Origin of the sequence: Pseudomonas sp. ADAK18, from assembly GCF_012935695.1 — a bacterium.
GTDB lineage: Bacteria > Pseudomonadota > Gammaproteobacteria > Pseudomonadales > Pseudomonadaceae > Aquipseudomonas.
In genome coordinates this window covers 307,409-334,225 of the sequence record NZ_CP052859.1, presented here as the reverse complement: position 1 = coordinate 334,225, position 26,817 = coordinate 307,409, and the positions used below count along the sequence as shown (strand labels likewise).

21 protein-coding genes are annotated in these 26,817 nt (G+C 60.6%); 8 read left to right on the top strand and 13 right to left on the bottom strand.

Annotation, left to right across the window (positions count from 1 at the left end; translation table 11 throughout):
• Positions 1–580: 580 nt before the first annotated feature.
• Both HKK55_RS01490 and hmpA read right to left on the bottom strand, forming a co-directional pair.
• Positions 581–1,087, bottom strand: coding sequence for a disulfide bond formation protein B (locus tag HKK55_RS01490; protein ID WP_169353042.1), 507 nt, complete (start codon positions 1,085–1,087; stop codon positions 581–583).
• Positions 1,088–1,363: 276 nt separating this feature from the next.
• Positions 1,364–2,545: an NO-inducible flavohemoprotein gene (hmpA, locus tag HKK55_RS01485; protein ID WP_169353041.1), complete on the bottom strand. Its 1,182-nt coding sequence runs from the start codon at positions 2,543–2,545 to the stop codon at positions 1,364–1,366.
• 154 nt (positions 2,546–2,699) lie between these two features.
• Here hmpA and norR point away from each other — a divergent pair, with 154 nt between their 5' ends.
• Complete coding sequence (gene norR / locus HKK55_RS01480) at positions 2,700–4,247, top strand: nitric oxide reductase transcriptional regulator NorR (protein ID WP_169353040.1); 1,548 nt, start codon at positions 2,700–2,702, stop codon at positions 4,245–4,247.
• A gap of 3 nt (positions 4,248–4,250) precedes the next feature.
• On the opposite strand, the gene HKK55_RS01475 is transcribed toward norR, so the two are convergent.
• The gene (locus HKK55_RS01475) at positions 4,251–5,150 is read right to left on the bottom strand and encodes a DMT family transporter (protein ID WP_169353039.1); all 900 of its coding nucleotides are present in this window, start codon (positions 5,148–5,150) and stop codon (positions 4,251–4,253) included.
• A gap of 137 nt (positions 5,151–5,287) precedes the next feature.
• Between HKK55_RS01475 and HKK55_RS01470 the strand changes: the two genes are divergently transcribed.
• On the top strand, positions 5,288–6,163 hold the full coding sequence (locus HKK55_RS01470) for a helix-turn-helix domain-containing protein (RefSeq protein WP_169353038.1): 876 nt from the start codon (positions 5,288–5,290) through the stop codon (positions 6,161–6,163).
• Between the two features lie 62 nt (positions 6,164–6,225).
• On the opposite strand, the gene dacB is transcribed toward HKK55_RS01470, so the two are convergent.
• The gene (gene dacB, locus HKK55_RS01465) at positions 6,226–7,683 is read right to left on the bottom strand and encodes a D-alanyl-D-alanine carboxypeptidase/D-alanyl-D-alanine-endopeptidase (RefSeq protein ID WP_169353037.1); all 1,458 of its coding nucleotides are present in this window, start codon (positions 7,681–7,683) and stop codon (positions 6,226–6,228) included.
• A gap of 309 nt (positions 7,684–7,992) precedes the next feature.
• Between dacB and HKK55_RS29490 the strand changes: the two genes are divergently transcribed.
• Complete coding sequence (locus tag HKK55_RS29490) at positions 7,993–8,466, top strand: glucokinase (protein WP_169357761.1); 474 nt, start codon at positions 7,993–7,995, stop codon at positions 8,464–8,466.
• A gap of 308 nt (positions 8,467–8,774) precedes the next feature.
• Here HKK55_RS29490 and HKK55_RS01455 read toward each other — a convergent pair whose 3' ends face one another.
• The 7 genes from HKK55_RS01455 to HKK55_RS01425 all read right to left on the bottom strand — a co-directional run bounded on the left by HKK55_RS01455 (position 8,775) and on the right by HKK55_RS01425 (position 17,863).
• Complete coding sequence (locus HKK55_RS01455) at positions 8,775–11,207, bottom strand: TonB-dependent receptor (RefSeq protein ID WP_169353036.1); 2,433 nt, start codon at positions 11,205–11,207, stop codon at positions 8,775–8,777.
• Between the two features lie 374 nt (positions 11,208–11,581).
• Positions 11,582–13,822, bottom strand: a complete 2,241-nt coding sequence (locus tag HKK55_RS01450; RefSeq protein ID WP_169353035.1) for a TonB-dependent receptor — start codon at positions 13,820–13,822, stop codon at positions 11,582–11,584.
• Between the two features lie 271 nt (positions 13,823–14,093).
• Positions 14,094–15,083, bottom strand: coding sequence for a FecR family protein (locus HKK55_RS01445; RefSeq protein WP_169353034.1), 990 nt, complete (start codon positions 15,081–15,083; stop codon positions 14,094–14,096).
• Complete coding sequence (locus HKK55_RS01440) at positions 15,080–15,655, bottom strand: RNA polymerase sigma factor (protein WP_169353033.1); 576 nt, start codon at positions 15,653–15,655, stop codon at positions 15,080–15,082. The genes HKK55_RS01445 and HKK55_RS01440 overlap by 4 nt, the downstream gene beginning before the upstream one ends.
• Before the next feature lie 11 nt (positions 15,656–15,666).
• The gene (locus tag HKK55_RS01435; RefSeq protein ID WP_169353032.1) at positions 15,667–15,993 is read right to left on the bottom strand and encodes a DUF3325 domain-containing protein; all 327 of its coding nucleotides are present in this window, start codon (positions 15,991–15,993) and stop codon (positions 15,667–15,669) included.
• Positions 15,993–17,564, bottom strand: a complete 1,572-nt coding sequence (locus HKK55_RS01430) for a PepSY domain-containing protein (RefSeq protein ID WP_169353031.1) — start codon at positions 17,562–17,564, stop codon at positions 15,993–15,995. Before HKK55_RS01430 ends, HKK55_RS01435 begins: the two co-directional genes overlap by 1 nt.
• Positions 17,561–17,863 (bottom strand): DUF3649 domain-containing protein, encoded by a 303-nt coding sequence (locus HKK55_RS01425; protein WP_169353030.1) that lies wholly within the window; start codon positions 17,861–17,863, stop codon positions 17,561–17,563. The genes HKK55_RS01430 and HKK55_RS01425 overlap by 4 nt, the downstream gene beginning before the upstream one ends.
• Positions 17,864–18,043: 180 nt before the next feature.
• On the opposite strand from HKK55_RS01425, the gene HKK55_RS01420 reads away from it, so the two are divergent.
• From HKK55_RS01420 to fecA, 3 genes are all read left to right on the top strand, one after another.
• On the top strand, positions 18,044–18,532 hold the full coding sequence (locus tag HKK55_RS01420) for a sigma-70 family RNA polymerase sigma factor (protein WP_169353029.1): 489 nt from the start codon (positions 18,044–18,046) through the stop codon (positions 18,530–18,532).
• Positions 18,529–19,482 (top strand): FecR domain-containing protein, encoded by a 954-nt coding sequence (locus HKK55_RS01415; RefSeq protein WP_169353028.1) that lies wholly within the window; start codon positions 18,529–18,531, stop codon positions 19,480–19,482. The genes HKK55_RS01420 and HKK55_RS01415 overlap by 4 nt, the downstream gene beginning before the upstream one ends.
• 90 nt (positions 19,483–19,572) lie before the next feature.
• Complete coding sequence (gene fecA, locus HKK55_RS01410; protein ID WP_169353027.1) at positions 19,573–21,918, top strand: TonB-dependent Fe(3+) dicitrate receptor FecA; 2,346 nt, start codon at positions 19,573–19,575, stop codon at positions 21,916–21,918.
• A 228-nt stretch (positions 21,919–22,146) separates the two neighbouring features.
• Here fecA and HKK55_RS01405 read toward each other — a convergent pair whose 3' ends face one another.
• On the bottom strand, positions 22,147–22,557 hold the full coding sequence (locus HKK55_RS01405) for an HPF/RaiA family ribosome-associated protein (RefSeq protein ID WP_169353026.1): 411 nt from the start codon (positions 22,555–22,557) through the stop codon (positions 22,147–22,149).
• 212 nt (positions 22,558–22,769) lie between these two features.
• Complete coding sequence (locus HKK55_RS01400) at positions 22,770–23,717, bottom strand: LysR substrate-binding domain-containing protein (RefSeq protein ID WP_169353025.1); 948 nt, start codon at positions 23,715–23,717, stop codon at positions 22,770–22,772.
• Between the two features lie 137 nt (positions 23,718–23,854).
• On the opposite strand from HKK55_RS01400, the gene HKK55_RS01395 reads away from it, so the two are divergent.
• Together HKK55_RS01395 and HKK55_RS01390 are read left to right on the top strand one after the other, a co-directional pair.
• Positions 23,855–25,231, top strand: a complete 1,377-nt coding sequence (locus tag HKK55_RS01395; protein ID WP_169353024.1) for an L-serine ammonia-lyase — start codon at positions 23,855–23,857, stop codon at positions 25,229–25,231.
• A 60-nt stretch (positions 25,232–25,291) separates the two neighbouring features.
• Positions 25,292–26,587, top strand: a complete 1,296-nt coding sequence (locus HKK55_RS01390) for a serine/threonine transporter (protein WP_169353023.1) — start codon at positions 25,292–25,294, stop codon at positions 26,585–26,587.
• Positions 26,588–26,817 lie beyond the last annotated feature (230 nt).

The following is a 26,817-nucleotide window of genomic DNA, read 5'->3' as shown; positions in this document are numbered from 1 at the left end:
TGCCGGCACCTGGGGGTCGCATGAAGCAGTTCCTGCGCCTCTCAACCGCCCTGATACTCATGGGATGAGCAGCACCGGACATTCAGTGCGGGCGATTGTAGATAGGTAAGGATGTAGAAACCATGTCTTATCCAGAAATAATTTTTATCGTTTCCAGCAATAATCCTTCACCATTATTGCAAAGGTGCGCGACCGTATCGCGTTTGATTCTCAACAAAAACCCCAAAAAGTACCGTGTTATAGGGCATTACGCCACATTCCCTACACCTCGTAAGGGATTAGGAAACGCATCCAAGCCCCCTAAAAACAAGGCATTCAGACATCAGGCAATGTCATGGACGGCACGTGCTGTGTAGCGTTGCTCAAACGACGAACTGACAGCCAGAATTCTTGCGTGGATGCAAATTTACTTAGCTGCCTAAGGGGTGGGAAACGTCCTGCGACATCGCCACTGTGACAACATGTCGCATGCTGCGCGCACCTGATGTTGCCCTCCGTCACACCACCTTCACAAAATTCCTACAAACAAGAACGCCCCGACCTTCCTATAAGAAAGACCGGGGCGCTCTTGAGTAACGGCTCAGGATTTGCTGTGACGATTGCGGTAAATGCCCAGCGGTACCAGGATCACCGTCAGCACAAAGGCCACCAGCGCCCATTGGGCCAGGGACAAGCCGAGGATCGGTGGGTAAGGCGTGTCACAGAAGCCATCGACCTGGAAACCGAGGGGGAAGATCGTCGCCAGGGGCAGACCATCGACAATCGGTTGCAGTACATCAATGCCGCAACTGACCGCCGGGTAGAACTGGGTGTACACATGATGCCCGGCTGCGGCGACGCCACCGATGGCACTGAGTACCACCAGCACTTCAAAGATCGTGACGCTGCGGGTGGTGCGCATGGCGGCACCGATAAAGGCGAAGATCGCAATCAGCAGCAAGGCATAACGTTGCAGGATGCACAGCGGGCATGGCGCCTCGCCCAACACCACCTGCATGTACAGCGCCCCGCCGATCAGCGCCAGGCAGATAATGCCCAGCAACACCAGAAAGCGTCGTTCCCGTCCCAAACGCATTTCGTCACTCATCCCCGTTTCCCTTTGCCAATAATGGTTGTTGTCGACCGTGTCGATGCCAATGGCCGCAAGTTTACACGCAGAGCGTGAACGTTGAGCAGTTGGCGTCAGGAGGTTTAAACAGCAAGGGTTAACAGCGGATTAATCGTTGAACAGGTTGTGACTGTGCTGACGCCATCGCGGGCAAGCCCGGCCCCCACAGTTGACCGAGTTGCTCAAGCAAACACCGTTCAACTGTGGGAGCCGGGCTTACCCGCGATGAAGCCGACTTGGTGTATCGGTTAAACCTTATTCCAACGCCGCCGCCGGCCCAAAGAACTCATACCGGCTCTGCTTCTCCGGCACACCCAAGGCTTTCAGGTGGCGCTTCATCGCCGCCATAAACCCTTTGGGCCCCAGGAAGTACGCATCCAGGTCCCGTTGCTCAGGCAGCCAAGCTGCCAGTTGCTCCTGGCTGAGCATCCCCACCTTGTCCGCCGCCGGGCTCACGCCATCGTCCTCGGCGTAGCAGTAGAAGCGCTGCAGTTGCGGATGACGGTCGGCCAGCGCGTCCACCCAATCACGGAACGCATGCACCCCGCCGTTACGGGCGCAGTGGATAAAGTGCACCGCACGATCAGTGGCCAGCGCCGCTTCCAGCATCGGCAGGGTTGGGGTGATGCCAACACCACCGCTGATCAACACCAAGGGCTTGTCGCTGGCCACCAGGGTGAACTCGCCCGATGGCGGGAACAGGTCGATAATTGCGCCGACCTGAAACTGATCATGCAGGTAGTTGGACACCCGCCCACCGTCTTCACGCTTGACGCTGATGCGGTACTGACCCGCATCGCTGAGTGCCGACAATGAATAGTTGCGGCGCACTTCTTCGCCATCGAGCAGTACTTTCATACCGATGTACTGGCCAGGTTCGGCGGCCAGGATCGGGCCTTTATCCACAGGTTCAAAGTAGAAGGAGATGATCTCACTGCTCTCCTCCACGCGCTTGACCAAGGTAAATGGCCGCGCACCACGCCAGCCGCCCGGGGCCTGGGCTTTCTCGTCGTAGATCGCGGCTTCGGCACCGATCAGGATATCGGCCAGTTGACCATACGCGGCGCCCCAGGCACTCATCACTTCAGGCGTGGCAATCTCGCTGCCCAACACTTCGGAAATCGCCCGCAGCAGGCAATTGCCCACAATCGGGTAATGCTCCGGCAGGATTTGCAGGGCCACGTGTTTATTGATGATCTTCGCCACCAGGTCACCCAACTGGTCCAGTTGGTCGATATGCCGGGCGTACATCAGCACGCCGTTGGCCAGGGCGCGGGGCTGATCACCGCTGGCCTGGTGGGCCTGGTTGAACAATGGGCGTACTTCAGGATATTCGGACAGCATCATCCGGTAGAAATGAGTGATCAGGGCTTCACCGCCGCTTTCCAACAGCGGTACGGTGGACTTGACGATGGCGCGGTCTTGAACGCTAAGCATGGGGACACTCCTGGGCTTTGGGTTTCTAACTGATTACCCTGTGTTACTCAGGAATCGTGCCAATAAATAAATCGTTAATTTTCAATCACTTAATTTATATGTAGTCAGTATGACCTCCTACGACTTATAGTCATTAGGACTACAAGGAGTCATTATGACTGCGCAATCGCTGCTCACCACCCTGCTGCCCCTGGTCGCCGACCTGTCTCGCGAACTGCCCGAAGGCGAACGCTATCGACGCTTGCTCCAGGCCATGCGCGCCCTGCTGCCGTGCGACGCCGCCGCGTTGCTGCGCCTGGACGGTGAATGGCTGGTGCCCTTGGCAGTGGATGGCTTGAGCGCCGATACCCTGGGGCGGCGCTTCAAGATCAGCGAACACCCGCGCTTCGAGGTGCTGCTCAGCAGCACCGGCCCAACCCGCTTTGACAGTGACAGCAAACTGCCCGACCCCTACGACGGCTTGGTGGATGGCCTGCACGGCCATCTGGAAGTTCACGATTGCATGGGCTGCCCGCTGTTTATCGACGACCGACCCTGGGGCCTGCTGACCCTCGACGCCCTCGACATCGAGCGTTTCGAACGGGTCGAGCTGGACGCTCTGCAAGCCTTCGCCAGCCTCGCCGCCGCCACGGTCAATGCCGCCGAGCGCATCGAACGCCTGGCCATTCGTGCCGAAGACGAGCACCAGCGCGCCGAGATCTACCGCCAGGCCAGCGGCCAGCAGCACAAGGAAATGATCGGCCAGAGCAAGAGCCACAAGCGCCTGGTGGAGGAGATCAAACTGGTGGGCGGCAGCGACCTGACGGTGTTGATCACCGGCGAAACCGGCGTCGGCAAGGAGCTGGTGGCCCAGGCCATTCACGCCGCCTCGCCGCGGGCCGAGAAACCACTGATCAGCCTCAACTGCGCGGCGCTGCCGGAAACCCTGGTGGAAAGCGAACTGTTCGGCCATGTGCGCGGCGCCTTTACCGGGGCGCTGAATGAGCGCCGGGGCAAGTTTGAACTGGCCAATGGCGGCACGCTGTTTCTCGATGAAGTAGGCGAGTTGTCGCTCACGGTCCAGGCCAAGCTGTTACGGGTGCTGCAAAGCGGGCAGTTGCAGCGCCTGGGCTCAGATCAGGAACATCAGGTGGATGTGCGCCTGATTGCTGCCACCAACCGCGACCTGGCCGAGGAAGTGCGCAACGGCCGTTATCGCGCCGACTTCTACCACCGCTTGAGCGTCTACCCGCTGCAAGTCCCGGCCCTGCGTGAGCGTGGTCGCGATGTGCTGCTGCTCGCCGGATTTTTCCTTGAACAGAACCGTTCACGCATGGGCCTGGGCAGCCTGCGCCTGACCAGCGACGCCCAAGCGGCCTTGCTGGCGTATGCCTGGCCGGGCAACGTGCGCGAGCTGGAACACCTGATCGGCCGCAGCGCCTTGAAGGCGCTGGGTAATTGCCGGGAACGGCCGAAGATACTCAGCCTGAGTGCCCAGGACCTGGATTTACCGAACGTCTCGGCGCCGCAGCTCGAAGAACAACCGGTTGCCGCTTTGCCAGAGGTGACCGGCGATCTACGCCTGGCCACCGAAAACTATCAGCGCCAGGTGATCAGTGATTGCCTGGAACGCCACCAGCGCAACTGGGCCAGCGCCGCCCGGGAACTAGGACTGGACCGGGCGAACCTGGGCCGGATGGCCAAGCGGCTGGGGATGAAGTAGCCCTCAGGCTACCGCCCGGGCCTCTACCACTACGGGCTTGGGCTTACGAAACACCAACACGTTCCCCAACATCACCAGCACCAATCCCGCCAACGCCGGCGCCGTCCATTGGTAACCTTCGGCAAAGGCCGAGACGTTCAGCGCCACCACCGGGAACAGCACCGTGCAATACGCCGCACGCTCCGGCCCCATACGCCCCACCAGCGTCAGGTACGCCGTAAACCCGATCACCGAACCTGGGATAACCAGATACAACAGCGAACCGATATAACGGGTGTTCCACTCCATGTCGAAAGGAATCCCCTGGAACACGCAGTACAGCGCCAGCATCGACGCGCCATAGGCCATGCCCCAGGCGTTGGTGGTCAGCGGCTTGAGCCCGGCCTTCTGTTGCAAGCTCGACAACATATTGCCCGCCGAGAAACACATGGTTCCCAGCAGCGCCAACCCCAGGCCAAGCAAGGTCTGCGGGCTGGCGGTGTGCCCGACCAACTCCGGCCAGAACAGCAGCCCCAGCCCCATCAACCCTAGGCCGCCGCCCATCAACACATTGCGGGCGACTCTCTGGCCAAAGAACACCCGAGCGTTCAGGGCGTTCCACAAGGTCGCCGTAGAGAACACCACCGCCACCAACCCACTGGGGATCCATTGGCTGGCGGTCAGGAAGCACATGAAGTTGACGCAGAACAGGCACAAGCCCTGGGCCAGGCAGATCAGATGCCCACGGCGGTTCATCACCTGCAGCTTGCGGCTGGCCAGCAGCAGCACAAACAACACCAGCGCCGCCAGGCCGAAGCGATAGACGATAGACACGGGGATCGCCACCACGCCCAATTGCAGCTTGAGGGCAATCCAGGTGGTGCCCCAGATCAGCACAGTGAGTAAATACAGGGAAAGGTTCATGGCGCACTCCGGTTGTTGAGCCACAGTGTCGCCCCGCAGCGGCCGGCAGCTCTTGCACATTCTTGCGCTTTTGTCGGCTGGCGGGATCACAGCGCCCGCTGCGGGGAGTAGGATGCAAGTCGTCAGAGAGAACCGCCATGCCGCCACTGGAAACCCTGCAAGTCTTTCAATCCCTCAACCGCTCGCCCAACGCTCGCCTTGAGCGGTGCGCCGAGCTCGGTGACGGCTTGTCTGCAGCCTTGTGGAGCAACCATCACGATGCCCAGGATTATGAAGCGCCCAGCCACCACACCTTGTCCTGCTACGTGGGCGGCGGCACCGGGACGTTCCGGCGCGACCAGCCCGGCACCAAGGGCGGCCCGGACAAACTGTGCATTCTGCCTGCCGAACATCAGTCAGCCTGGGTGATCAACGGCGAGATCCGCCTGGCCCATGTGTATTTCAGCCCGGAACAGTTTGCCCTTGGCTGCGTCACCCTGCTGGACCGCGAACCCCGTGAACTGCAACTGCGGGAAAACACTTTCCTGGAAGATGCCCGGCAAGCCCGTCGCTTCCACCAGTTGATCGGCCTGAACTGGCACGAGCCCGCCGAGCGTTTGCTCACCAGCAGCCTGGCTCATGAAATGCTCAGCCACACCTTGCTCAGCCAAGTGGGCATGCGCGAAGGCTTGCGCTTGAAGGGTGGATTGGCCGCTCACCAGCGTCGGCAGTTGGTGGAATACATTGACCAGCAACTGGCTGAGCCCATCAGCCTGGGGCAACTGGCGGGGATGTGCGCGTTGTCGGAGTACCACTTTGCGCGGATGTTTCGCGAGAGTTTTGGCCTGCCGCCCCATCAATATTTGTTGGCACGCCGAGTGAACCGGGCCAGGGAGCTGCTGCGCAGCAGCTCACTGCCCTTGAGCGAAATTGCCCTGGCGTGCGGGTTTTCCAGTGCCAGTCATTTCACCAATCGGTTTCGCCAATCGATGGGGGCGACGCCGGGGGAATACCGCCAGGCGTTCTTGGCCTGAATCACACAGGACCGCCGCTCCCACATTTTGATCTCCCTATATTCCGGAAATTGTGTTCGGTTTCAGTCCGCCCATTGCGCCAGCGCAGCGGCCAACCGATCTTCCAGCACTTTGATCCGCGCACCCTCGACCACGTAGTTATTGGTCACCATCGAAAACACCAACTTACGCCCCTCAACATCAGTGACATACCCGGTCAACGACGAAACCCCGCCCATCGACCCGGTCTTGGCGTGCAGGTTGTTCTCGGCCGAGGTGCCTCGCAAGCGATAGCGCAGGCTGCCACCGGTCATGCGGTCCTGATTGCCGGCAATCGGCAACGCGTTGTACCAGGCGCTGAACCATGGCTGCTTGCTCGCCGCCAATAACAGGTCGGTGAGGTTTTGCGCCGACACCAGGTTGCGCCGGGACAAACCCGAACCGTCCACCTGATTGAGCGTTGCTGGGTCCAGCCCCTGGCGTTTCAGAAAGCCGGCCACCGCCGCCGTACCCGCAGCCGCCGTGCCGGTGTTGGCGGTCTTGCGGCCCATGGCCTTGAGCAGCGCTTCGGCCATGCTGTTATTGGAGAGTTTGAGCAGCGGCGTGATCAATTCCTGCAACGGCGCCGACTCGTGCACCGCCAACACCGTCGCCGTGGTTGGGCTTGTGCCCCCGATCACTCGACGCCCCTGAACGCTAATCCCCTGCTCCGCCAATGCCCGTTCAAACAGGTTGGCCACCAGTTGGGTCGGCTCCCAGACGCTGACCGCTTGCTGGCTTTGCTTGCCCGGCGCCACCGCACCGCTGAGCCGCAGCAGATTGGTCCCGTGCTGGCGGTTGAGGCCATAACTGTTGCCCGGCCCGCTGACCGCCCGATTGCTGATTTGTACGTAATCGGTGGCTGGGCTGATCTCGACCGTCACCGGCCGGCCGGTAACCACCGGTGCCTTGGCCGTAATGAGCAGCGTGCCCGCATCAAAATCCGTATCGGGCGACACCGTCAGCGCCGAAATCTGCGCGCCGTAGTAGGTGCTTTCGTCGTCATGGGCCCAATCAACGCCCAGGCGCTCGGCGTCAAACCAGGTGTCATCGAATACCAGGTCGCCCTGAACCTGACGAATACCCTGACTCGCCAATTGCGCCGCCAGTGCTTGGTAATCCGCCCACTGGATCGTCGGATCCCCAAGACCGCGCAGGTACAGATTGCCGTTCAGGCGCTCACCCTGGCGAGCGCCGTTGCTCAGCAGTTGCGTGGAAAACCGGTACTGCGGCCCGAGGACATCCATCGCGGCGGCAGTGGTCAGCAGCTTTAGACTGGAAGCCGGGGTCAACCGGCTGCGCGGATTGTGCTGGTAGAGCGTGCTGCCGCTGCGAGCATCACGCACCATCAGCGAAACGCTGGCGCCGTTCAGTGCCGGGTCGGCCAACAGGTGGTCAAGGGCCTGACTGGTTGAAGGTGTCGGCGCCGTGGCGCAACCGCCCAGCAAAAAGCTCAAGCCCAGCAGCATGCCACTGGCGTGTGTCCATCGTCCCAACCGCATAAACCGTGTGTTCCTTGATGTGCGAGAGTGCGCAGCTTGGTGAATTCACCCCGCTCAATCAAGTGCCAAGGTCGTCACCGAGAACGTATCGGCCTGAAACAACGGGTCCGGCTTGGGCTCCGCCGGGCTCGGCGCCGGTTGAATGAAGTCCATCGCTGGCAGGTAAACCCGCCGGGTCTGCGGGTCGAACGCCATGTTGTAGGCCATCGGCAAGGTGCTGATGCTGGCGCGCAGCACATAGTGATCGGCGTCGTGTTGCTCGATCACCGTCAGGCTGGCGTCCACGCCGCTGGGGATCAGCAGGCGACGATGCGGCGCATCGTAGGCCAGGGCGTTGACGTCGCGGGTGATCGGCAAGCGGGCTTTCACTTCGCCGGTTTCACGGTCGGCGACGATCAACTGCGGCGCGTCCCCACGGCAGGCGATGAACACGCGCTGACGCTCCACATCCTGGGCCAGGGCACTGGGCTTGGGGCAATCGGCAAACTGCCAGGTGTCGAGCACCGCAAAAGTTTTCGCATCGAAGCGGGCCACCTTGCCTTCATCCCGCATCGGCAGGAAGAAACTGCCGTCACCCTTGACCAGCAGCGGGTCGATTTTTTTCACCGCCATCTCATGGGCCCCGGTGATCCGCTCCTGCTTCGGATCGAATTCAAACAGCGTCGAACGATCCGCCCGCCGCCCGCTGACGATAATCACCTTGCCGGTGGTGGGCTCGTACACCGCACTGTTGAGGTTGCTTTGCGCCACGGGGATACGCTTCAACGGTGTGAGCGTGGATAACTGCACCACACTCAAACTGCCGTCGGTGTGGAGCACAAACACCCGGTCCACTTCCGGCACAAACACCACGCCATTGGCGCCTTCGGACTGCTCCACCGTCTTGACCAGCCGCTGTTGCCGGGTATCGAACACGCTCAAGCCGTTTTCGCGTCGAGCCAGGAACAGATAGGGCCGGGTCGGGTCCAGCGCGACAAAGCCCCAATTGTGACCGGAACCGGGCAATGTCGCCCGGTGTTCACGGTGATACAGCGCGTCATCAGCCAACGCGGTCCCGCTGATCAACAAAAGTGCCAGTAGCCAATTTTTCATCAGAACTCCAGGGTGCTCGAGACCGACACCTGCCGTGCATCGCCAATCGATACAAAGGACGTGCTGACGGCGGAGGTGTAGTAGGTGCGGTCAAACAGGTTCTTCACGTTGAGCTGAAACTTGACCTTCTGCCCGTCAACCTTGGTGTCGTAGGTGGCAAACACATCGGCCACGGTGTAGCCCGGCAACTCGAAGCTATTGGTGGCATCCCCAGCTCGCTCGCCGACGTAACGCGCACCGGCGCCGACACGCAGTTGGTCGCCGCCGACAATGCTGCCGAAGTCATAGACCGCCGACAGCGAGCCCGTATTCTTCGCCACGTTTTGCAGGCGTTTGCCTTTCAACGCCGGGTCTTCGGTGACCTTGGCATCGGTGTAGGCATAACTACCGATCAAGCTCCACTGATCGGTCAACTGGCCACTGAGATCCAACTCCAGGCCACGGGAGCGCACCTTGCCTGCGACGCTGTAGACCGAGGTCAGGCCTTCGCCCACCGATACCAGCACGTTGCGTTTGTCGATATTGAACAACGCGGCGCTAGCGGTAATACGCCCTGGCATGTCGAGCTTGGTCCCCAATTCCCAGGACTTGGATTCTTCCGGCTCAAGGCTGCCATCCAGCACGCTCTTGTTGGCCAGCGGCGCGATGGTGGAGTTGGGTTTGAACGACTCGGTGTAACTGCCGTAGAACGACAATTCATCGGTGTAGCGATACACCAGGCCAACCCGCGGCACCCACTTCTGGCCGTTACCATCGGTGTTGGCGGTGAACGGCACGCCTTTACCGGCGTACTGGTCGTATTTCTGGAAGCGTGCGCCGCCCACCAGGATCCACTGGTCGGTCAGGTGGATGGCGTCCTGGAAGAACAGCGAGTCACTGCGCAGCAAGTCGGTCTGGTTACTGTCCGGAGCGCTGACGGTGCTGCCGGCCACTTCACGGCCATACACCGGGTCGGTGTAGCTGAAAGTGCTGCGGCTGGCCTGGCGAATCAGATCGGCACGGTAGATCTTGCGATACTCGTCATCCAGGCCGAACACCAAGTCATGGCGCATGCCGGCCACATCGACCTTGCCTTCAAGGCTGGCGGTAGCGAAACGGTCAGTGGTCAGCGCGCCCTGGGTGCCGTCCATACTGCGGGTCAGGGTGCCGTTTGCGTTGACCTTGCTCACACGCACCTGACTGGCGTCATAGGTTTCGCGGTTCCAGCTGTAGCCGAAGTGGGCTTTCCAGTCGTCGTTCAGGTCATGGTCGGCTTCAAAGCGGTACAGATCGGAGCGGCCTTCCATATTGTTGAAAGGCTCATCCAGGCGACGGGTGGCCGGGATGTCCAGCGGGTGATTGGTCTTCGGGTCGATGGCGGTGCCACGGTCGAAGGGCGAGAGAAATTCCCGATGTTCATACGCGAACAGCAGCTTGGTGTTCTCGCCATACCAGGCCAGGGACGGCGCGATCAGGCTTTCGCGATAGGTGCCAAAGTTACGCCAGTAATCTTCATCTTCATGGTCGACGATCAGGCGGTACGCCAGGCCCGAGTCACCGATGGGGCCGGTGGTGTCGAGGTTGCCACCGCTGCCGTTCTTGCCGCTGCCGAAGGTCGAGCCGCGCACGGTCAGGGCGGTGGACTGGGTCAGTTCGGGCTTTTTGCTGACAATATTGACCACGCCGCCCGGGTCCTGGATGCCGTACAACAACGACGCCGGGCCCTTGAGCACTTCGACCCGCTCCGCCGTGGAGTTCAGCGCCCTGCCCTGCACCACTGGCATACCGTCGCGCATGATCGAACCGTTACGGTTGTCGCCAAAGCCGCGCAGCATCACCGCGTCCTGGGTGCTGCCCAGGGTGTTGGCTTGAGTGATACCGCTGACGTTGGCCAAGGCATCGTCAAGATTACGCGGCACCTGATCGCGAATGACCTGAGCCGGTACCACGTTGACGGTTTGCGGGGTTTCCAGCAGCAAGCCCTGGGAGCGCATCACCGAACTGGTGGGCGGTGGCTGATAGCTGGTGGTTTCCTCGGATTGGCCCAGGCCACTGATGGTGGTGGCGCCCAGATTCAACGCACCTTCGGTGGGTTGTGGCTCCAAGACCAGGGTACGGGCGTCGATCTGGCGGAAGGTGAAACCGGAACTGCCGAGCAAACGCTGCATGGCCTGGGCCGCACTCATCCGTCCGTTGACCGCCGGGGCGTTGAGGCCATAGGGCGCTTCATCGGTGTAGACCACGCTGATCCCGGTGACCCGGCTGAACTCACTCAACGCCTGAGGTAACGGCTTGGCCGCCAGGGCAAAGCTGAACACCGTGCTTTGCTGCTCCGACTCCGCCGCCCGCGCCACCGACAAGGGCAACAACGCCAGCCCCGACACCACCATCACCGAGGCTCCCAGCCATTGCTTAACCAAACCACCTGTCGCCGACGTTGCCCTGGACTTCATGCTTGAGAACCCGTGTAGAGAAGCGCTGTTAATGCGAATTAATCGCAGTTTCAAGCACTACACGGATGAGGGGTGGGTTTACCTCATGGCAAACTGAAAATATTTTTCAGAAACAGTGATGAGAAGACCTTTGTGGCGAGCCCGTTTCCTGTGGCAAACGAGCTTCCTGTGGTGAACGGGCTTCCTGTGGCGAGCGGGCTTGCCCGCGTTGGGCTGCGAAGCAGCCCTGAAACCTGTCACCGCGTTTCTTCTGAAAGAGCGCGGTGACGTTATGGGGCCGCTTCGCGGCCCAACGCGGGCAAGCCCGCTCGCCACAGGAAGCCCGTTCACCACAGGAAGCCCGACTGCCACAGGAAGCCCACTCGCCACAGCGGTTAGAAATTGGCTTCCAGGGAAACCATCGCCGTACGCTCTTCACCCACGTTATAAAACGCGGTGCTTGCCCCCAGGCCGTTGACCGGTGCCGAGTTGAACGACACGGTGCGCGCCGAGCTCAGGTATTCCTTGTCGAACACGTTGAGCATCGAGAAACGCAGGGTCGCCGACTTGATGACTTTTTTATCCACCGGCAAGTAAATACCGGCGTTGAGGTCAAACACCGTGCGGCCTTCGATCTTCTCGTTGTTGGTCAAGTCACCATAGAAGCTGCCCACGTACTTGCCCGCGATGTTGCCGTAGAACAGCGAGTCGTCATAACCGAAGACCAGGTTAAACATGTTTTCCGGCACGTTGGCCAACTGCTTGCCCGAGGTCGGCAACAATACGTTCTTGCTGACGAAGTCGTCTTGCTGCTCCGACTTGGTGTAGGTGTAGGACGCGTAGTAGTTGAAGTTGTGCGGCAGCAGGCCGCTCCATTCCAGTTCCAGCCCCTTGTTGGTCACGTCGCCGACGTTGGCCATCACGAAGTCGCCGTTGAGGTCGGTGGTCGACAGTTGACGGTCTTTGAAGGTGATGTAGAACAGGGTCGCGCTCAGCGCCATCTTCTCTTCGGTGTAACGCCAGCCCAACTCCTGGTTCCAGCTCAACTCGGGGCTGAGGCTTAAGGAATCACCCTTGTTGTACAGCACGTAGTTGGGCGGCGTACGCATGTTGCGGGTGACGTTGTAGAACGCCTGGTTACTCTCATCGACCTGGTACTTGGCACTGAAGTTGGGCAGGAACTGATGGTAGCGGGCGTTACGTTTTTCCGCCTGATCGTACAGGCTGCCCAGGTTGTTGCCGTCACGCTCGACATACTGGTAAGCCACGCCGCCGACAAAACTCAGGTCCGGGGTTGCTTGCCAACTGTCCTGGACCCAGAGCTTTTGCGACGGGGTCTCAGTGTAGTAGTGGCGGCCCTGAACGGTGGCGCCGTTCTTGTCGACCACTTGGTTGCCGCTGTTGTAGTCGCCCCACACATCATTGGGTGCGCCTTCGCTGTTGATCCCGATAAACGGCTGGGTCTGGCGCTGGCGTGCGCGTTCGTACCAGTAGCCGTAGTCCAGGCTGTGCTCTTCGTTGATGTCCCATTTCATTTTGGCGGTGACGCCAGGACGCCAGGTCTCGGTCCATGATGGGCGGTAATAGTTGGCCGATTGCAGGTTACTCAGGTCGTAGTTGCCGGCCTTGTCGGACTTCGGCCCCAGATTGGAAGCAGTCTGGCCGCTGAAGCTGCCGCCGCTGGCCCAGTAATAATAAGGCGTGACGGTCAGGGACAGGTTGTCACGCAGTTGCCAGCGCTGGGTGAGCGTCGCATTGACGCTTTCAAACGGGTTGCGGTTGAGCTTGTAGGAAGATGACAGCAAGCCGCCCTTGTAGACCGGTGTTTCAGCATAGTCCAGCTTCCGTCCCTGCTGTTGGAACTGTGCCTTGCTCAAGGAACTGTAGTTGTAGTTTTCCTGCTTGTTGTATTTCACGATGGCCTGGGTGGAATTGCCGTTGTCATCTTCGAACAAGCCGCTCCATTCAACCTTGTCACTGCGCATCGTGCCCTCGCCGCGCCATTTGTCACCTTCAAGATGGGACGCCGAAATCCAGGACTTGAAACCACCCATCTCACCAGTATTGATCCGTGCGAAAGTCTTGCGCAGGGCATTGGCGCCGACGATCTGTTTGACGAAAACCCCGGACTCCTTGGTTGGCCGAACCGTGATCATGCCAATGTTGCCGCCGCTGGAGCCAATGTGCGGGCCGTCCGCTTCCGAAGAGCCCTGAGTGACAAACACTTCTGCCAGGTTTTCCGGGTCGCCGAACTGGTTTGAATAAACGCTGTAGTTGCCGGAGTCGTTGATCGGCACACCGTCCATGGAAACCCCGACCTGGTCGGAGTTCATGCCGCGCATGGTGAAGCTGGTGCCGCTGGTACCGCTGGCGTCATCACTGGAAACGTTGATGCCCGGTGTGTATTTGAGTTTGTCGATGGCGTTGGCCGTGGCCGACATTTCGTCCATGGCTTCCTTGGTCACCGTCGACCGTGCCTTGGCGCTTTCTTCCCGGATCATGTGGCCGTTGCCCAAGGTTTGTTTACCGGCCACATTCACCGAGCCAACATCTTGGGTGTCGTCCGCCAGAACCAGCGGCGCAAAGCTGCCCAGGCCCGATGCTAAAAGCAGGGCAGAGAGTTTGTTGATCTTCACGAGTAGATCCCTTGCTTACATTTTTCTGTTGTAGGGAGGAATTTGCGTCGGGACTGAGCTGACAGAAGACGCCAATCTTCCTGACCATCTGCTCAGGAATCCGGCGATCATCCGCGCCTCGTGTAACGGTTTGGTGACAGGTTTTGGTAATTGCGATGAAGGTTAGATGAAGGGTCTGCATGCGCCGTGGTGCATGGCCTGTAGCGATAGGCGAAAGAGAGATTCAGGAAAAACATTGATGCGAATGGGCTGCTCGCGCGGCAATTGATGTCTAGCGCAACACAATTACACGACCCAGTACGGTGTGCTGTTCGAACCCCAAAACTGCCTGCAAGGCGCTGATGACCGACTGCGGATCCTGGCTCGGAAAGCTGCCACTGACGCGGCGGTTGCCGAGGTCGTCATTGAGCAACAGGATACGCCCCGGGTAGTAGCGGCGCAGGTCCTGGACCACATCGGCCAGGGGCGCCTTGTAGTAGTTGAGCCAGCCGTCGCGCCAGGCCAGGCGCGACTCGCTGTCGACAGCATGCAGCTCATCGGCGACGCCATCCGCGTAGGCCACTTGCTGGCCAGCGGTGAGAATCTGCTGCTGCCCGCTCTTGGATGGCGTGACACCCACGCGCCCGGATAACACCGTTACCTGGGCGCCCGCCGGTTGCAGGCGCACTTCAAATTGTGTGCCCAGCACCCGCGCTTCACCGCTGCCCGCCTCCACCACAAAGGGTTCGCCGGTGTGGCTCACGCTGAAAAAACCGGCACCACGACGCAGTTGAATATGGCGTTCGCCATGGCTGAAATCCACGGCGATGGAGCTGTCAGCATCCAGGGTGACCCTGGATTGATCCGCCAGGATGAGCGTCTTCACCTCACCCGGCGCCGTCACGTAATCGGCGCCGAAGTCTTCGACCCAGCGCGACGGCTGCCAACCGGCACCGACAGCCACCATCAACAACAGGCACGCGGCCATCGCCAAGGCACCCGACCAGCGCCGTACGCTTGAGCGTTTTGAACGGTCCATCGCATTCAGATAACCCTGCAACACCACGGTTTCTTCCTGCGCGAGTGCTCGCGCCGGCACTTCGCTCAATTCCCACAGCACTTGGGCTTGGGCGTAGGCACAGGCGTGAGCCGGATCGGCGCGCAACCAACGGCTGAACGTGGCTTGATCGCCGCTGCTGGGATGGTCGTGGAGCAGACTCAGCCAGGCCAGTGCGGCCTGTTCCTGTTCGGGCGTCGGGGTGACGCTGAAAGAGGTGATCACGGTGCTTTCCCTGGCGAGCGTGGCAATGAGGGTTCACGAAGGCTGGCCTTGCAGGCTTCGAGGGCACGCATCATATGTTTTTCCACGGCGCTTTGGGACAGGCTCATGGCCTTGGCGATCTCGACGTACTTACGACCGTGAATCCGGTTGAGCAAAAAGATCTGTCGTGTGCGCTCGGGCAAGCTGCGCAAGGCGGCTTCGACATGCCGCAGGTCGTTGCCGGCTTCCAGCGCGGCCTGGGGTTCACAACTCTGGTTGTGCTGTTGTTCCGGCAACCAGCCTTCGTTGCTGCGCACGCGCGCGCCTTCGCTGCGCAGGTGATCGATGGCGATATTACCGGCGCAACGCAGCAGGTAAGTGCTGAGTTCTTCGACCTGCACCAGCGGCCGACGCCAGAAGCGCAGGAACAAGTCCTGGACCAAATCCGCCGCCGTCGCCCGGCAACCGACACGACGGCTGACCAGCGCTTCCATCTGCGAACGCTGGGACAAAAACACCTGTAAAAAATGCGCACGTCCACCGGCCGATTCGGCGTGCTGGCAATCCTGGGATTCGGGTGGCGTGGTGATCATCAAGGGTGCGCTCAAAGTGTTGCGACGGCCGCAACCGGGCTGGCCAGCAGGCTGACGCCAGCCAGGATCAAGGCCAACCTTGGCCGGTACGGCAACAGCAACACCAGCAGCAAAGCACTGCACATCAGCACCGCACACCACTCCACCAAACCCTGGCCCCAACCGGTGACGCGCACCGCTGGCCAGATCGACACGATCAGCAGCAACCAACCACCGAGACGCAAGGCCAGCCGCCGGCTCGGCGATGGCTTGCTGCGCAGCAACTCGCCATGGTGGCGGTCGGTGGACAGGCACAACACAGTGAATCCGACGTAACACAGCAGCAGCGCCAGCAGCATCAGTTCACCTCGCCCTTGAGAGACAGTGCGCGGGCACGCTCAGCCTTGAGTTGCGGCACTGCGCGATGCTGCATTTTCCAGGCGGCCCAGGCGAGGAATATGCCACTGCCCAGGCAGGTCAGGTCGAAGCCGGCCATGGCCCAGTCGCCCTGAACCAGCGACACCCCAAGGTGCTGGGAGGTAGTCAAGGCGTTAAGCAGCGGCACACCGATAAACAGCAACGCACCCAGGCTCAGTTGCTCGACCCAACCCTGGCGCCCGCGCCGTACCGTCGCATGCAGTACGGTCAGGCCCCAGGCAATAAAGAAGCTCTGTACTTCCCAACTTGAGCGCTCGGCAAACCCGACCGGCAGCAGCCGATTGGCCCAGAAGAACGCGCCGATGGCGATCATCAACCCCGACATGCTGGCGATGTTCAGCACTTCCACCAGCCGCAACTCAAACGGCATGACGCCGGTCTTGGCATGTTTGAGCTGACGCTTGCCCAACCAGATCACCAGCCCGGTGCCGATCATCGCCGTGCCCGCCAAGCCACAAATGAAATACAACCAACGCAACACCGGGCCGGCAAAATGCCCCATGTGCAAGCCGTAGAAACTGCCACTGATGGCCATGGGCAGGGATTGCTCGGTACTGACCCGCACCACTTCACCACTGGCGCCGTTGAACGACACAACGCTGCCAAAATCATGCACCACTCGATCGGAACCGGCGCGGATCACATTAACCGAAGCGTTCACATCCCCCGGGTTGTTCACCACCAACCGTTCGACGTGGCCGCCGCCCCATTGTTTGCGTGCCTCGTCATACATCGGGCCCAGCGCCAGCAACGGCGCAGGCTGCCCCAAGGCGGGCGCATTATTAGTGGCCGGGAACAGGTCATCGAAAAACGCGTCGGTACTGCCGTAGGAGGCCACGATGGTTGCCGGCATCACCATGCTCATGAAAATCACCAGGCTGCTGTAGGTGATCATCAAATGAAACGGCAACACCAGCACACCCACCGCGTTATGCCCATCGAGCCAGGAGCGCTGGCCCTTGCGCGGGCGGAAGGTGAAGAAGTCCTTGAAGATTTTCTTGTGGGTGATGATCCCGGTGATCAACGCGATAAACATCACCATCGCTGCCATGGTCGACAGCCAGCGGCCCCACGGGTAAGGCATTTGCAGTTGGAAGTGGAAGCGGTAGAAGAACTCGCCGCCCATACTTTCTCGGGCCTGGACCTCGCTGCCGGCAAGCGAGTCGAGACGTTTGCGGATGAAATTGCCGCGTTTGCCTGGGTCGACCTTGTCCTGCCACATCACCGACAGACCCGGCTGGCGGCTGTCAGGCAAGGTGATAAACCAGCGGGCGGCATTGGGTGCCTGTTGTTGCAAATAGGTCTGGGCCATCGCCAGGCTGCGGGCGTTGTCCAGAGGATGGGCCTGCACCTCGGGCTGCATCCAGTGGGTCATTTCGTCCTTGAAATAGGACAAGGTACCCGTCAGGAAAATCGCGAACAGCAGCCAGCCGAAGATCAACCCAGCCCAGGTGTGCAACCAGGCCATGGCCTGACGGAAGCCCTCTTTCATGGCTGGACCATCCAGTGGCTGACGCCCGCCAGCGTCGCCAATACCGCACTGGGTACCAAGATGCCAAACCAGGCTCGCCAGGCGCTACGGCAGGCAAAACACCAGATCACCGCCAACAGGTAGAACACAAAAGAACTCATCATCGCGCTGACCACCGCATCGGCCCGTGAAAGGGGTAGCCAGAAGGCCATACAGACACTGGCCAGGGAAGCCAACAAGTAGCCGCCCAAGACAGCCGCCAACGCGCGCGATGTCACGCCGAGGCGGTAGGAGACGGGAAGTGAGGCCTTACTTTTCATGCGGGCAACGCCTGATTTATCAGGGCGCAATATTAATGATAAATATTCTCATAAGCAAAAGAGAACGGATGCATTCGCATTCCATCGGTCTGCCACTGATTGCCGAATGCCATCGGCCGCTACTACAATGCGAACAATTCTTGTTCTCTAAAGCATGCAGATGCTGCCGGAGTATGCACGTTGCGGCCGTCCACCACTGTCGAAGTCCTCTACCACGACCATCACAACTGGCTTACCGGCTGGTTGCGACGCAAGCTCGGCTGCCCGGACAGTGCTGCCGACCTGGCCCAGGACACGTTCATCAAAGTGCTGACGGCGCCGCAAACACCGACGCTGATCGAGCCCCGTGCCTTCCTCACCACCATCGCCAAGCGCGTGCTGTTCAACCATTTCCGCCGCCGAGACCTGGAGCGCGCCTACCTCGATGCCCTGGCGCAAATGCCTGAGTGCGTGACGCCCTCGGAAGAAGACCGGGCGATCATCCTGCAAACCCTGATCGAGCTTGATCAATTGCTGGACGGCTTGCCCACCATGGTCAAGCGCGCCTTCCTGCTGGCGCAACTCGACGGCTTGACCTACGCGCAAATCGGTGCCGAATTGAAGATCTCCATCGCCACCGTCAAACGTCATCTCAACAAGGCAGCCCTGCGCTGTTACTTCGCCCTATGAACCCGGCCACGAACTTCTCCACCCAAGTCGCCGAACAGGCGGTGCACTGGCTGATGGAAATGCAGCAGGCACCGCTCAACCCGCGCAAACAGGCCGCCTGGCAGCAATGGCTGGACGCCCACAGCGAACATCAACGGGCCTGGGAGCATATTCAACGGGTCAACCAGCGGCTGCGCGGCATGCCATCGCCCTTGGCCCACGCGGCATTAAATGCACCGACGTCCAGCAGCCGGCGCCACGCCTTGAAACTGTTGTTGATCCTCGGCGCCGGCTCGGCCGTGACCTGGGGCCTGCGGGACAAACACCTGCTGCCACCGTTGAGCGCCGACTACCGCAGCCCCGTGGGCCAGCGCCGCAAGGTGCAACTGGCCGACGGCAGTCAGCTGCAGCTCAACACCGGCAGCGCGGTGGATGTGCATTTCAACGGCCAGCAACGCCTGATTCGTTTGCTCGAAGGCGAGATTTTGCTCACCAGCAACGCGGGCACCACCCCGCTGCGCGTCCTGACCGGTCAAGGATTGCTGAGCACCCAAGCGGCGCGACTGAATGTGCGGCAATTCAGCGATCACACCCAACTGGCGGTATTTGACGGCCATGTCGAGGTCACGCCCAAGGCCTACTCCGGCCTGCCGCTGACGGTAGAAAAAAACCGTCAGGTGAACTTCACCCGTAAAGGCTGGGACACCGCACAATCCGTCGATGCCGGCAGCGGCGCCTGGGCCGACGGCATGCTGGTGGCGGCCCACATGCGCCTGGCGGATTTTCTCGACGAATTGGGGCGCTATCGCCGCGGCCAACTCAATTGCGATCCGCAAGTGGCCAACCTCCTGATCTCCGGCAGCTACCCGCTGGACGACAGCGAGCGGATTCTCGACCTGCTGGAAATCAGCCTGCCGGTGAAAGTGCGGCGTTTTACCCGCTACTGGGTGACGGTCGAAGCCCGCGCCTGAATTATTTTTTGCACCTGTGAGCCGTTTTCCGCACCTCGCGTGACAGAGAAGGAAAGCCACCCAGACTTCTCCTTCTCAGGACCGCCTTCCATGCCCCAGCAACCGACTCGCCTGACGCCACTCGCTCGCACCCTGCGCCACCTGCTGCTGGGCGCCAGCCTCAGTTTCACGGTACTGCCGCTGGTCTTAGCTGCCGAGACCAAGCCTTACCGTATCGCGCCCTCCTCCCTGGAAGCGGCGCTGAATCAGTTTGGTCGGGAAGTGGGCGTGTTGATTTCCTTTGGGTCACAAGTCACCGCTGGTGTGCAGAGCCATGGTTTGTCGGGCAACTACACCGCCGAAGAGGGTTTGCAAAAGCTGTTGGAAGGCACCGGTTTGCAGGCGCGTGCCGAAGGCGATAACGCCTACAGCCTGCAATCGGTCAACGCGCCGGCTACCCTGGAGTTGGGCACTTCCAGCGTGGTCGGCGACTGGTTGGGCGATGCCGCCCAGACCAACGTCTTCGAACACCCCGGCGCCCGTGACGTGATCCGCCGCGAAGAGTTCGAACGCCAGGGCGCGACCCAGGCCCGCGACGTGCTCAACCGCATCCCCGGCGTGAATGCCCCGGAAAACAACGGCACTGGCAGCCACGACATGGCGCTGAACTTCGGGATTCGCGGGCTCAACCCACGGTTGGCGTCGCGCTCCACAGTCTTGATGGACGGTATCCCGGTGCCCTTCGCGCCGTATGGCCAGCCGCAGCTGTCCTTCGCTCCCATCAGCATGGGCAACATGGACGCGGTGGACGTGGTGCGTGGCGGCGGCGCGGTGCGTTACGGCCCGCAGAACGTCGGCGGCATCGTCAACTTCGTGACCCGCGCGATTCCCGATGCGCCGACCGTCAAAGGCGGCTTGCAGACCGAGACCAGCCCGTCCTCCAGCCATGACGGCTTCAAGACCACCGGCAACCTGCTGGCGGGCGGCACTGCCGACAACGGCCTGGGCGGCGCGATCCTCTACTCCGGCACTCGCGGCGGTGACTGGCGCGAACACAGCGACACGCAAATCGACGACCTGATCCTCAAGGGCAAATACCAACTGGATGAAGCCAACAGCTTCAACGCCATGGCCCAGTACTACGAAGGCCAGGCCGATATGCCCGGCGGTTTGAGCGCGGCGGACTACAAGGCTGATCCGTATCAGTCCACCCGTCCCAACGACAAGTTCTGGGGCCGTCGCACGATGTTCAACTTCGGCTATCGCTATCAGGAAGATCGCCGGGAATTCACCGTCAATAGCTTCTTCACCAAGACCCTGCGCAGCGGTTACCTGGACCAAGGCAACTTCCTCTCGCTGTCACCCCGCGAATATTGGGTGCGTGGCCTCGAAACCCGTTTCGCCCAAGGCTTCGATCTTGGTGAAAGCAGCCACGAAGTAGGCGTCGGCTATCGCTACATCAACGAAGCCGGCCACGAATTGCGCTACCGCACGCCGATCACCGCCAACCAGCAACTGCCCAGCACCAACAGCCGCAACGACCGCGACACCCGCGGCGGTACTGAAGCCCATGCGTTCTTTATCGATGACCGGATTGATATCGGCAAGTGGACCATCACCCCGGGCGTGCGCTACGAGATGATCGAGTCGCAACAGACCAACAACCTGACCAACGTCAAATACAAGGGTGACTACAACACCGCCCTGCCGGCGTTGAACGTGCTCTATCACCTGACCGACGACTGGAACCTCTACGCCAACACCGAAGGCTCCTTCGGCAGCGTGCAGTACAGCCAAATGCCCAACCGTGTGAACAGCGGCGAAGTGAAACCGGAAAAGGCCCGCACCTGGGAACTGGGTACGCGCTATGACAACGGCACCCTGCGGGCGGAAATCGGCGCGTTCCTGATCAACTTCGACAACCAGTACGACAGCAACCAGACCAACGACACGGTGATTGCGCGCGGTGAAACCCGCCATCAGGGCATCGAGTCCAGCATCAACTACGCCCTCGACGGGTTGAGCCCGGCCCTGGCCGGTTTTGATGTGTACGCCACCTATGCCTACGTCGACGCCACCATCCGCGAAAACGGCCCGAACAAAGGCAACCGCGTGCCCTTCTCGTCCAAGCACAAAGGCACCCTGGGCGTCGGCTACACCGAAGGCCCGTGGAAGCTGAATGTGGACAGCAGCTATCAGAGCAGCCAGTTCGCCGACAACGCCAATACCCAGGCGGAAAGCGCCGACGGCAGCACCGGGCGGATCCCCGGCTACATGTTGTTCAGCAGCCGTGCGGCGTATGACTTTGGCCCGCAGTTGTCGGATTTGAATGTGGCGGTTGGGGTGAAGAACATCTTCAACAAGCAGTACTACACGCGCTCGTTTGACGATAACAACAAGGGTAAGTACGTGGGCGAACCGCGGACGGTGTATGTGCAAACGTCGGTGGCGTTCTAAAAGCTCGACGCCAGTGCCTGGGGAAATGGAGATCTAATGTGGGAGCGGGCTTGCTCGCGAAGGCGGTGTATCAGTCACCAGATACTTTGACTGATCCACCGCCTTCGCGAGCAAGCCCGCTCCCACACTTGATCTGCGCTGAGTCCAAGAGCCGACGCTACCCTGAAATACAAAACGGGCCTGCAGATGCAGGCCCGTTTTCAGTAGGGTTGAAAAAACCATCAGCTATCAGCCGTTAAGCGCAGCCTGTTCGTTTTCCAGGAATTCCTCTTCAAGCTCGGCCTCGTCGGCCTTGGTATTCGGCAAGCCTTGACCGGCGGCGCGTGGTTTGCCGCGCAGTTTGCCGTACAAGTGCTCCAGCGCATGCTCCAGCTTGTTGGCCGCACCATCGATCGCTTGTTCCAGCGTATCGGCTTTATGGCAGACCGAAACCGGTTGATGGCCCTTTGGCCGTGCTTCCAATCGGCAACTTAAATCGTGGGGACCGGGCTTGTCGCCGTTCTCATCCCGCAGGTAGACCTCAACGCGGGTCAGGTCTTCTTCATAACGTTCGAGCGTGCTCTCAATGGTAGTACGTACCCACTCCTCCAGTCGGATGCTGCTTTCAATATGGTTATCGCTATTGACTTGGATTTGCATAGTTCTTCCCTTATTTCAGCTAGCTCGCGGGAGGTCACTCCTGCTTCACCGGAGGGGTGAAAACCATGACCTCCTGATTACACAATTGAGCAGACAGAGGAACAATTCAAGCCCTTTACAAAGATAAATCCCACATTACAAATTAAGTCTGACAACCGCCGAAAGCGCTGTTAGGGTGGGGAGTTAGTTACATCTTCTTACGCCCGTATTCCTCAAAGTTGCCCCTCTCCCAACGGGTGCAATCCGCGAAAAATTTCTGCTTCCTCTACCAGCCAGTCATGCACCGCCCGCACGCCCGGATGGCTCAGCGCGCCCGGCGCGTACAGCAACACATAACGCTTGTGATTGGGCACGGCCACGCCGAACGGCACGATCAGGGTGCCGCGCTCCAGTTCGTCATTGAGCAGGGTACGCCGGGCAATCGCCACGCCCATGCCGGCGATGGCGGCTTCAATGGTCAGGTGATTGCGGTTGAAGGTATGCCCACGGCGCACATCCGCCGCGTCATAGCCGATAGCATTCAGGTAAAACTCCCATTCCGCGTACTCATAACTCCCACGCCAGGCGGTGATGTCGTGCAACAGCGGGAAATGCACAAGGTCCGCCGGGCCGTGGAGCGGCGGCCGGCCTCGCAGCAGGCTCGGCGCGCACACCGGGAAGATCTGCTCATCCAGCAGGGCTGTGGATAACAAACCGGGATAGCTGCCGTCATTGAGGTCGATGGCCAGGTCAAAGTCGCCCTCGTGCAGGGCCACGCTGCTGTCTTCGGCCACCAGGCGCAGTTGAATATCCGGAAAGCGCTGTTGCAGACGCGGTAGGCGCGGGGTCAGCCACTTGCCCAGGAACGAGGGAATCGAGCGCAGGCGCAGGGTGCCGCTGATCATGCCGGCGTCCAGGCGCTGCAGCTCGGCGTCAATGCTGCCGTACGCCTCACCCACGGTAATCGCTAGCCGCTGGCCTTCGGCGCTCAACTCCACCCCACGCGCCCGTCGATGAAACAGACGAAAGCCCAACCGCTCCTCCAACTGACGAATCTGCTGGCTGACCGCCCCCGGCGTGATGTGCAGTTCTTCGGCGCAACGGGTGAACGACAAGTGCCGTGCAGCGCACAAAAATACGTGCAGCCAAACGTAAGTCTGACCATGAAACGGGCGGTTCATAGGGTTTAGTCCTGCTAAAGGGTGTCTTAGGATAATTCGTTGGTCAGTGCCGATCTAGAGGCTCAGTATCGCGCCGATTCCGCTTGTCCTACAAAACATGGCAGCGATTCCTACTCCATTGCTTGTAAGGCTTTAGCATGGCTATCAGTGTTTTCGATCTATTCAAGGTGGGCATTGGCCCATCCAGCTCCCATACCGTCGGTCCGATGCGTGCGGCGGCGACCTTCGCCCAGGCCCTGGCTGACCAGCAGTTGCTGAGTGAAACCCGCCGCGTGGAGGTCCGCTTGTACGGCTCCTTGTCCGCCACCGGCGTAGGTCACGCCACCGACCGTGCCTGCGTCATGGGCTTGATGGGCGAATGGCCTGATAGCGTTGACCCCACCAGCATCGGTCCGCGTATTCAGCAGTTGCGTGAGTCGGGCCAACTGCTGCTGGCAGGCAAAGTGTCGATTGCCTTCAACTGGCAACACGATCTCCTGCTGCTGGACGAAAGCCTGCCCTACCACCCCAACGCCATGTCCCTGCATGCCTACGGGGAAAATGGCCTGCTGATCGAGCAGACCTATTACTCGGTGGGCGGTGGTTTCATCATCGAAGCCGCCGAAGCCGAATCAGGCATTGCGCCCGCCAGCGACGTGCAATTGCCCTACGACTTTTCCAGCGCCGCCGAATTGCTGAGCCTGTGCAAAAAGCACGGCCTGCGGGTCTCGGAACTGATGATGGCCAATGAACGGGCCTGGCGCAGCGATGCCGAGATTCGCAGTGGCCTGCTGCATATCTGGTCGGTGATGCGCGAATGCGTCGAGCAGGGCCTGCGGGATGAAGGCATCTTGCCGGGCGGCCTGGATGTGCCACGGCGCGCGGCGAAATTGCACCGCAGCCTGTTGGAAATCGGCAAACCCAACGTCATCACGTCGACCTTGTCGGCCATGGAATGGGTCAACCTGTTCGCCCTGGCCGTCAACGAAGAGAACGCGGCCGGCGGGCGCATGGTCACCGCGCCGACCAACGGCGCAGCGGGGATCATTCCGGCGGTGCTGCATTACTACATGAAGTTCAACGCCGAAGCGTCTGACGACGATGTCGTCAATTTCTTCCTCGCGGCAGCGGCTGTCGGCATTCTCTGCAAGAAAAACGCCTCGATCTCTGGCGCCGAAGTCGGCTGCCAGGGTGAAGTCGGCTCTGCCTGCGCCATGGCCGCTGCTGGCCTGGCCGACATCCTCGGCGCCACCCCGGAACAGCTGGAAAACGCCGCTGAAATCGGCCTGGAACACAACCTCGGCCTGACCTGCGACCCGGTCGGCGGCCTGGTTCAGGTGCCGTGCATCGAGCGCAATGCGATCGCCGCCGTCAAAGCGATCAATGCCACGCAAATGGCCCTGCGCGGTGACGGCAAACACTTCATCTCCCTGGACCGGGTGATCCGCACCATGCGCGACACCGGCGCCGACATGCACGACAAATACAAAGAAACTTCACGGGGCGGCCTGGCCGTTAGCTGGGTGGAATGCTGAGGAGCATTCGCTGACCGTCCCAACGTGAGCCCGCGCAAGAATAATAACGAGGCAATATCGATGACCGATGTACGTACACCTGCTGCCGAAAATCCCGCTGTAGACCTGACTGCAAGCACCGTCACAAAAGGCTGGAACAAACACGACACCACCTGGATGCTCGGCCTCTACGGCACAGCCATCGGGGCTGGCACCTTGTTCCTGCCGATCAACGCCGGCGTCGGCGGCTTTTGGCCGCTGATCGTGCTGGCGCTGCTGGCCTTTCCGATGACCTTCTTCGCTCACCGTGGGCTGACGCGCTTTGTGTTGTCAGGCAAATCCGGTGACATCACCGACGTGGTGGAAGAACACTTCGGCGTCGGCGCCGGCAAGCTGATCACCCTGCTGTATTTCTTTGCGATCTTCCCGATCCTGCTGGTGTACAGCGTGGCGCTGACCAACACCTTGAGCAGTTTCATGGAACACCAACTGCACATGGCACCGCCGCCTCGGGCGATCCTGTCCCTGGTGCTGATCCTCGGCCTGATGGCAATCGTGCGTTGCGGCCAGGGCGTGATCGTCAAGGCCATGAGCGTGCTGGTCTACCCGTTCGTCGCCGCCTTGCTGCTGCTGGGCCTGAGCCTGATCCCCAACTGGAACGGTGCGTTCTTCGCCTCCGCCAGTGAAGGCATGCCGCTGCCGCTGTTCTTCAAGACCCTGTGGCTGGCGATTCCGGTAATGGTGTTCTCCTTCAACCATTCGCCGATCATCTCCGCCTTTGCGGTCGACCAGAAACGCGTCTACGGCCCGCAAGCCGAGCGTAAAAGCAGCGGCATCCTGGCCATCGCCCACAGCATGATGGTGCTGACGGTGATGTTCTTCTGCTTCAGTTGCGTGCTGGCCTTGTCCCCCGCAGACCTGGCGGCGGCCAAGGAACAGAACATCTCGATCCTGTCTTACCTGGCGAACCACTTCCAGACCCCGGTGATCGCCTACGCCGCGCCGTTGATCGCGCTGGTGGCAATCACCAAGTCGTTCCTGGGCCATTACATCGGCGCCAGCGAAGGCTTCCAGGGCCTGATCGTCAAATCCCTGCGCGGGCGCAACCGCTCGATGTCGGCCAAATGGCTGGAGCGCAGCACCGCGCTGTTCATGGTATTGACCTGCTGGGCCGTCGCCACCTTCAACCCGAGCATCCTGGGCATGATCGAAACCCTGGGCGGGCCAATCATCGCCTGCCTGTTATTCCTGATGCCGATGTACGCCATTCGGCGCGTGCCATCTTTGCGCCAGTACTCGGGCCAGGCATCGAACGTGTTTGTGGTGTTGATCGGGCTGATTGCGCTGTCTGCGATCGTTTTCTCGTTCATGCCCTGAAACGGAACACAAACCTCAAGAACAACGCCCATCAAATGTGGGAGCGGGCTTGCTCGCGAAGGCGGTCGATCAGTCAACACATCTGGTGACTGACCCAACGCCTTCGCGAGCAAGCCCGCTCCCACATGGGTTTTGTGGCTACCCGTAGAATCGCATCTTGCCTAAACGGCACGGCCCTTGCTCTACCCCTCATGAGGAAAACGGACCTTGTGAAAACCTCAGCGAGCGAA

Coding starts and splice junctions, on each gene's coding strand:
- norR (WP_169353040.1), top strand. CDS start 2,700: ATGACTGCGCAATCGCTGCTCACCACCCTGCTGCCCCTGGTCGCCGAC.
- HKK55_RS01390 (WP_169353023.1), top strand. CDS start 25,292: ATGACCGATGTACGTACACCTGCTGCCGAAAATCCCGCTGTAGACCTG.
- dacB (WP_169353037.1), bottom strand. CDS start 7,683: ATGCGGTTGGGACGATGGACACACGCCAGTGGCATGCTGCTGGGCTTG.
- fecA (WP_169353027.1), top strand. CDS start 19,573: ATGCCCCAGCAACCGACTCGCCTGACGCCACTCGCTCGCACCCTGCGC.
- HKK55_RS01395 (WP_169353024.1), top strand. CDS start 23,855: ATGGCTATCAGTGTTTTCGATCTATTCAAGGTGGGCATTGGCCCATCC.
- HKK55_RS01490 (WP_169353042.1), bottom strand. CDS start 1,087: ATGAGTGACGAAATGCGTTTGGGACGGGAACGACGCTTTCTGGTGTTG.
- HKK55_RS01430 (WP_169353031.1), bottom strand. CDS start 17,564: ATGAAAGAGGGCTTCCGTCAGGCCATGGCCTGGTTGCACACCTGGGCT.
- HKK55_RS01455 (WP_169353036.1), bottom strand. CDS start 11,207: ATGAAGTCCAGGGCAACGTCGGCGACAGGTGGTTTGGTTAAGCAATGG.
- HKK55_RS01435 (WP_169353032.1), bottom strand. CDS start 15,993: ATGCTGCTGGCGCTGCTGCTGTGTTACGTCGGATTCACTGTGTTGTGC.
- HKK55_RS01475 (WP_169353039.1), bottom strand. CDS start 5,150: ATGAACCTTTCCCTGTATTTACTCACTGTGCTGATCTGGGGCACCACC.
- HKK55_RS01425 (WP_169353030.1), bottom strand. CDS start 17,863: ATGAAAAGTAAGGCCTCACTTCCCGTCTCCTACCGCCTCGGCGTGACA.
- HKK55_RS01415 (WP_169353028.1), top strand. CDS start 18,529: ATGAACCCGGCCACGAACTTCTCCACCCAAGTCGCCGAACAGGCGGTG.
- HKK55_RS01400 (WP_169353025.1), bottom strand. CDS start 23,717: ATGAACCGCCCGTTTCATGGTCAGACTTACGTTTGGCTGCACGTATTT.
- hmpA (WP_169353041.1), bottom strand. CDS start 2,545: ATGCTTAGCGTTCAAGACCGCGCCATCGTCAAGTCCACCGTACCGCTG.
- HKK55_RS01405 (WP_169353026.1), bottom strand. CDS start 22,557: ATGCAAATCCAAGTCAATAGCGATAACCATATTGAAAGCAGCATCCGA.
- HKK55_RS01470 (WP_169353038.1), top strand. CDS start 5,288: ATGCCGCCACTGGAAACCCTGCAAGTCTTTCAATCCCTCAACCGCTCG.
- HKK55_RS29490 (WP_169357761.1), top strand. CDS start 7,993: ATGCGGCGCATCGTAGGCCAGGGCGTTGACGTCGCGGGTGATCGGCAA.
- HKK55_RS01440 (WP_169353033.1), bottom strand. CDS start 15,655: ATGATCACCACGCCACCCGAATCCCAGGATTGCCAGCACGCCGAATCG.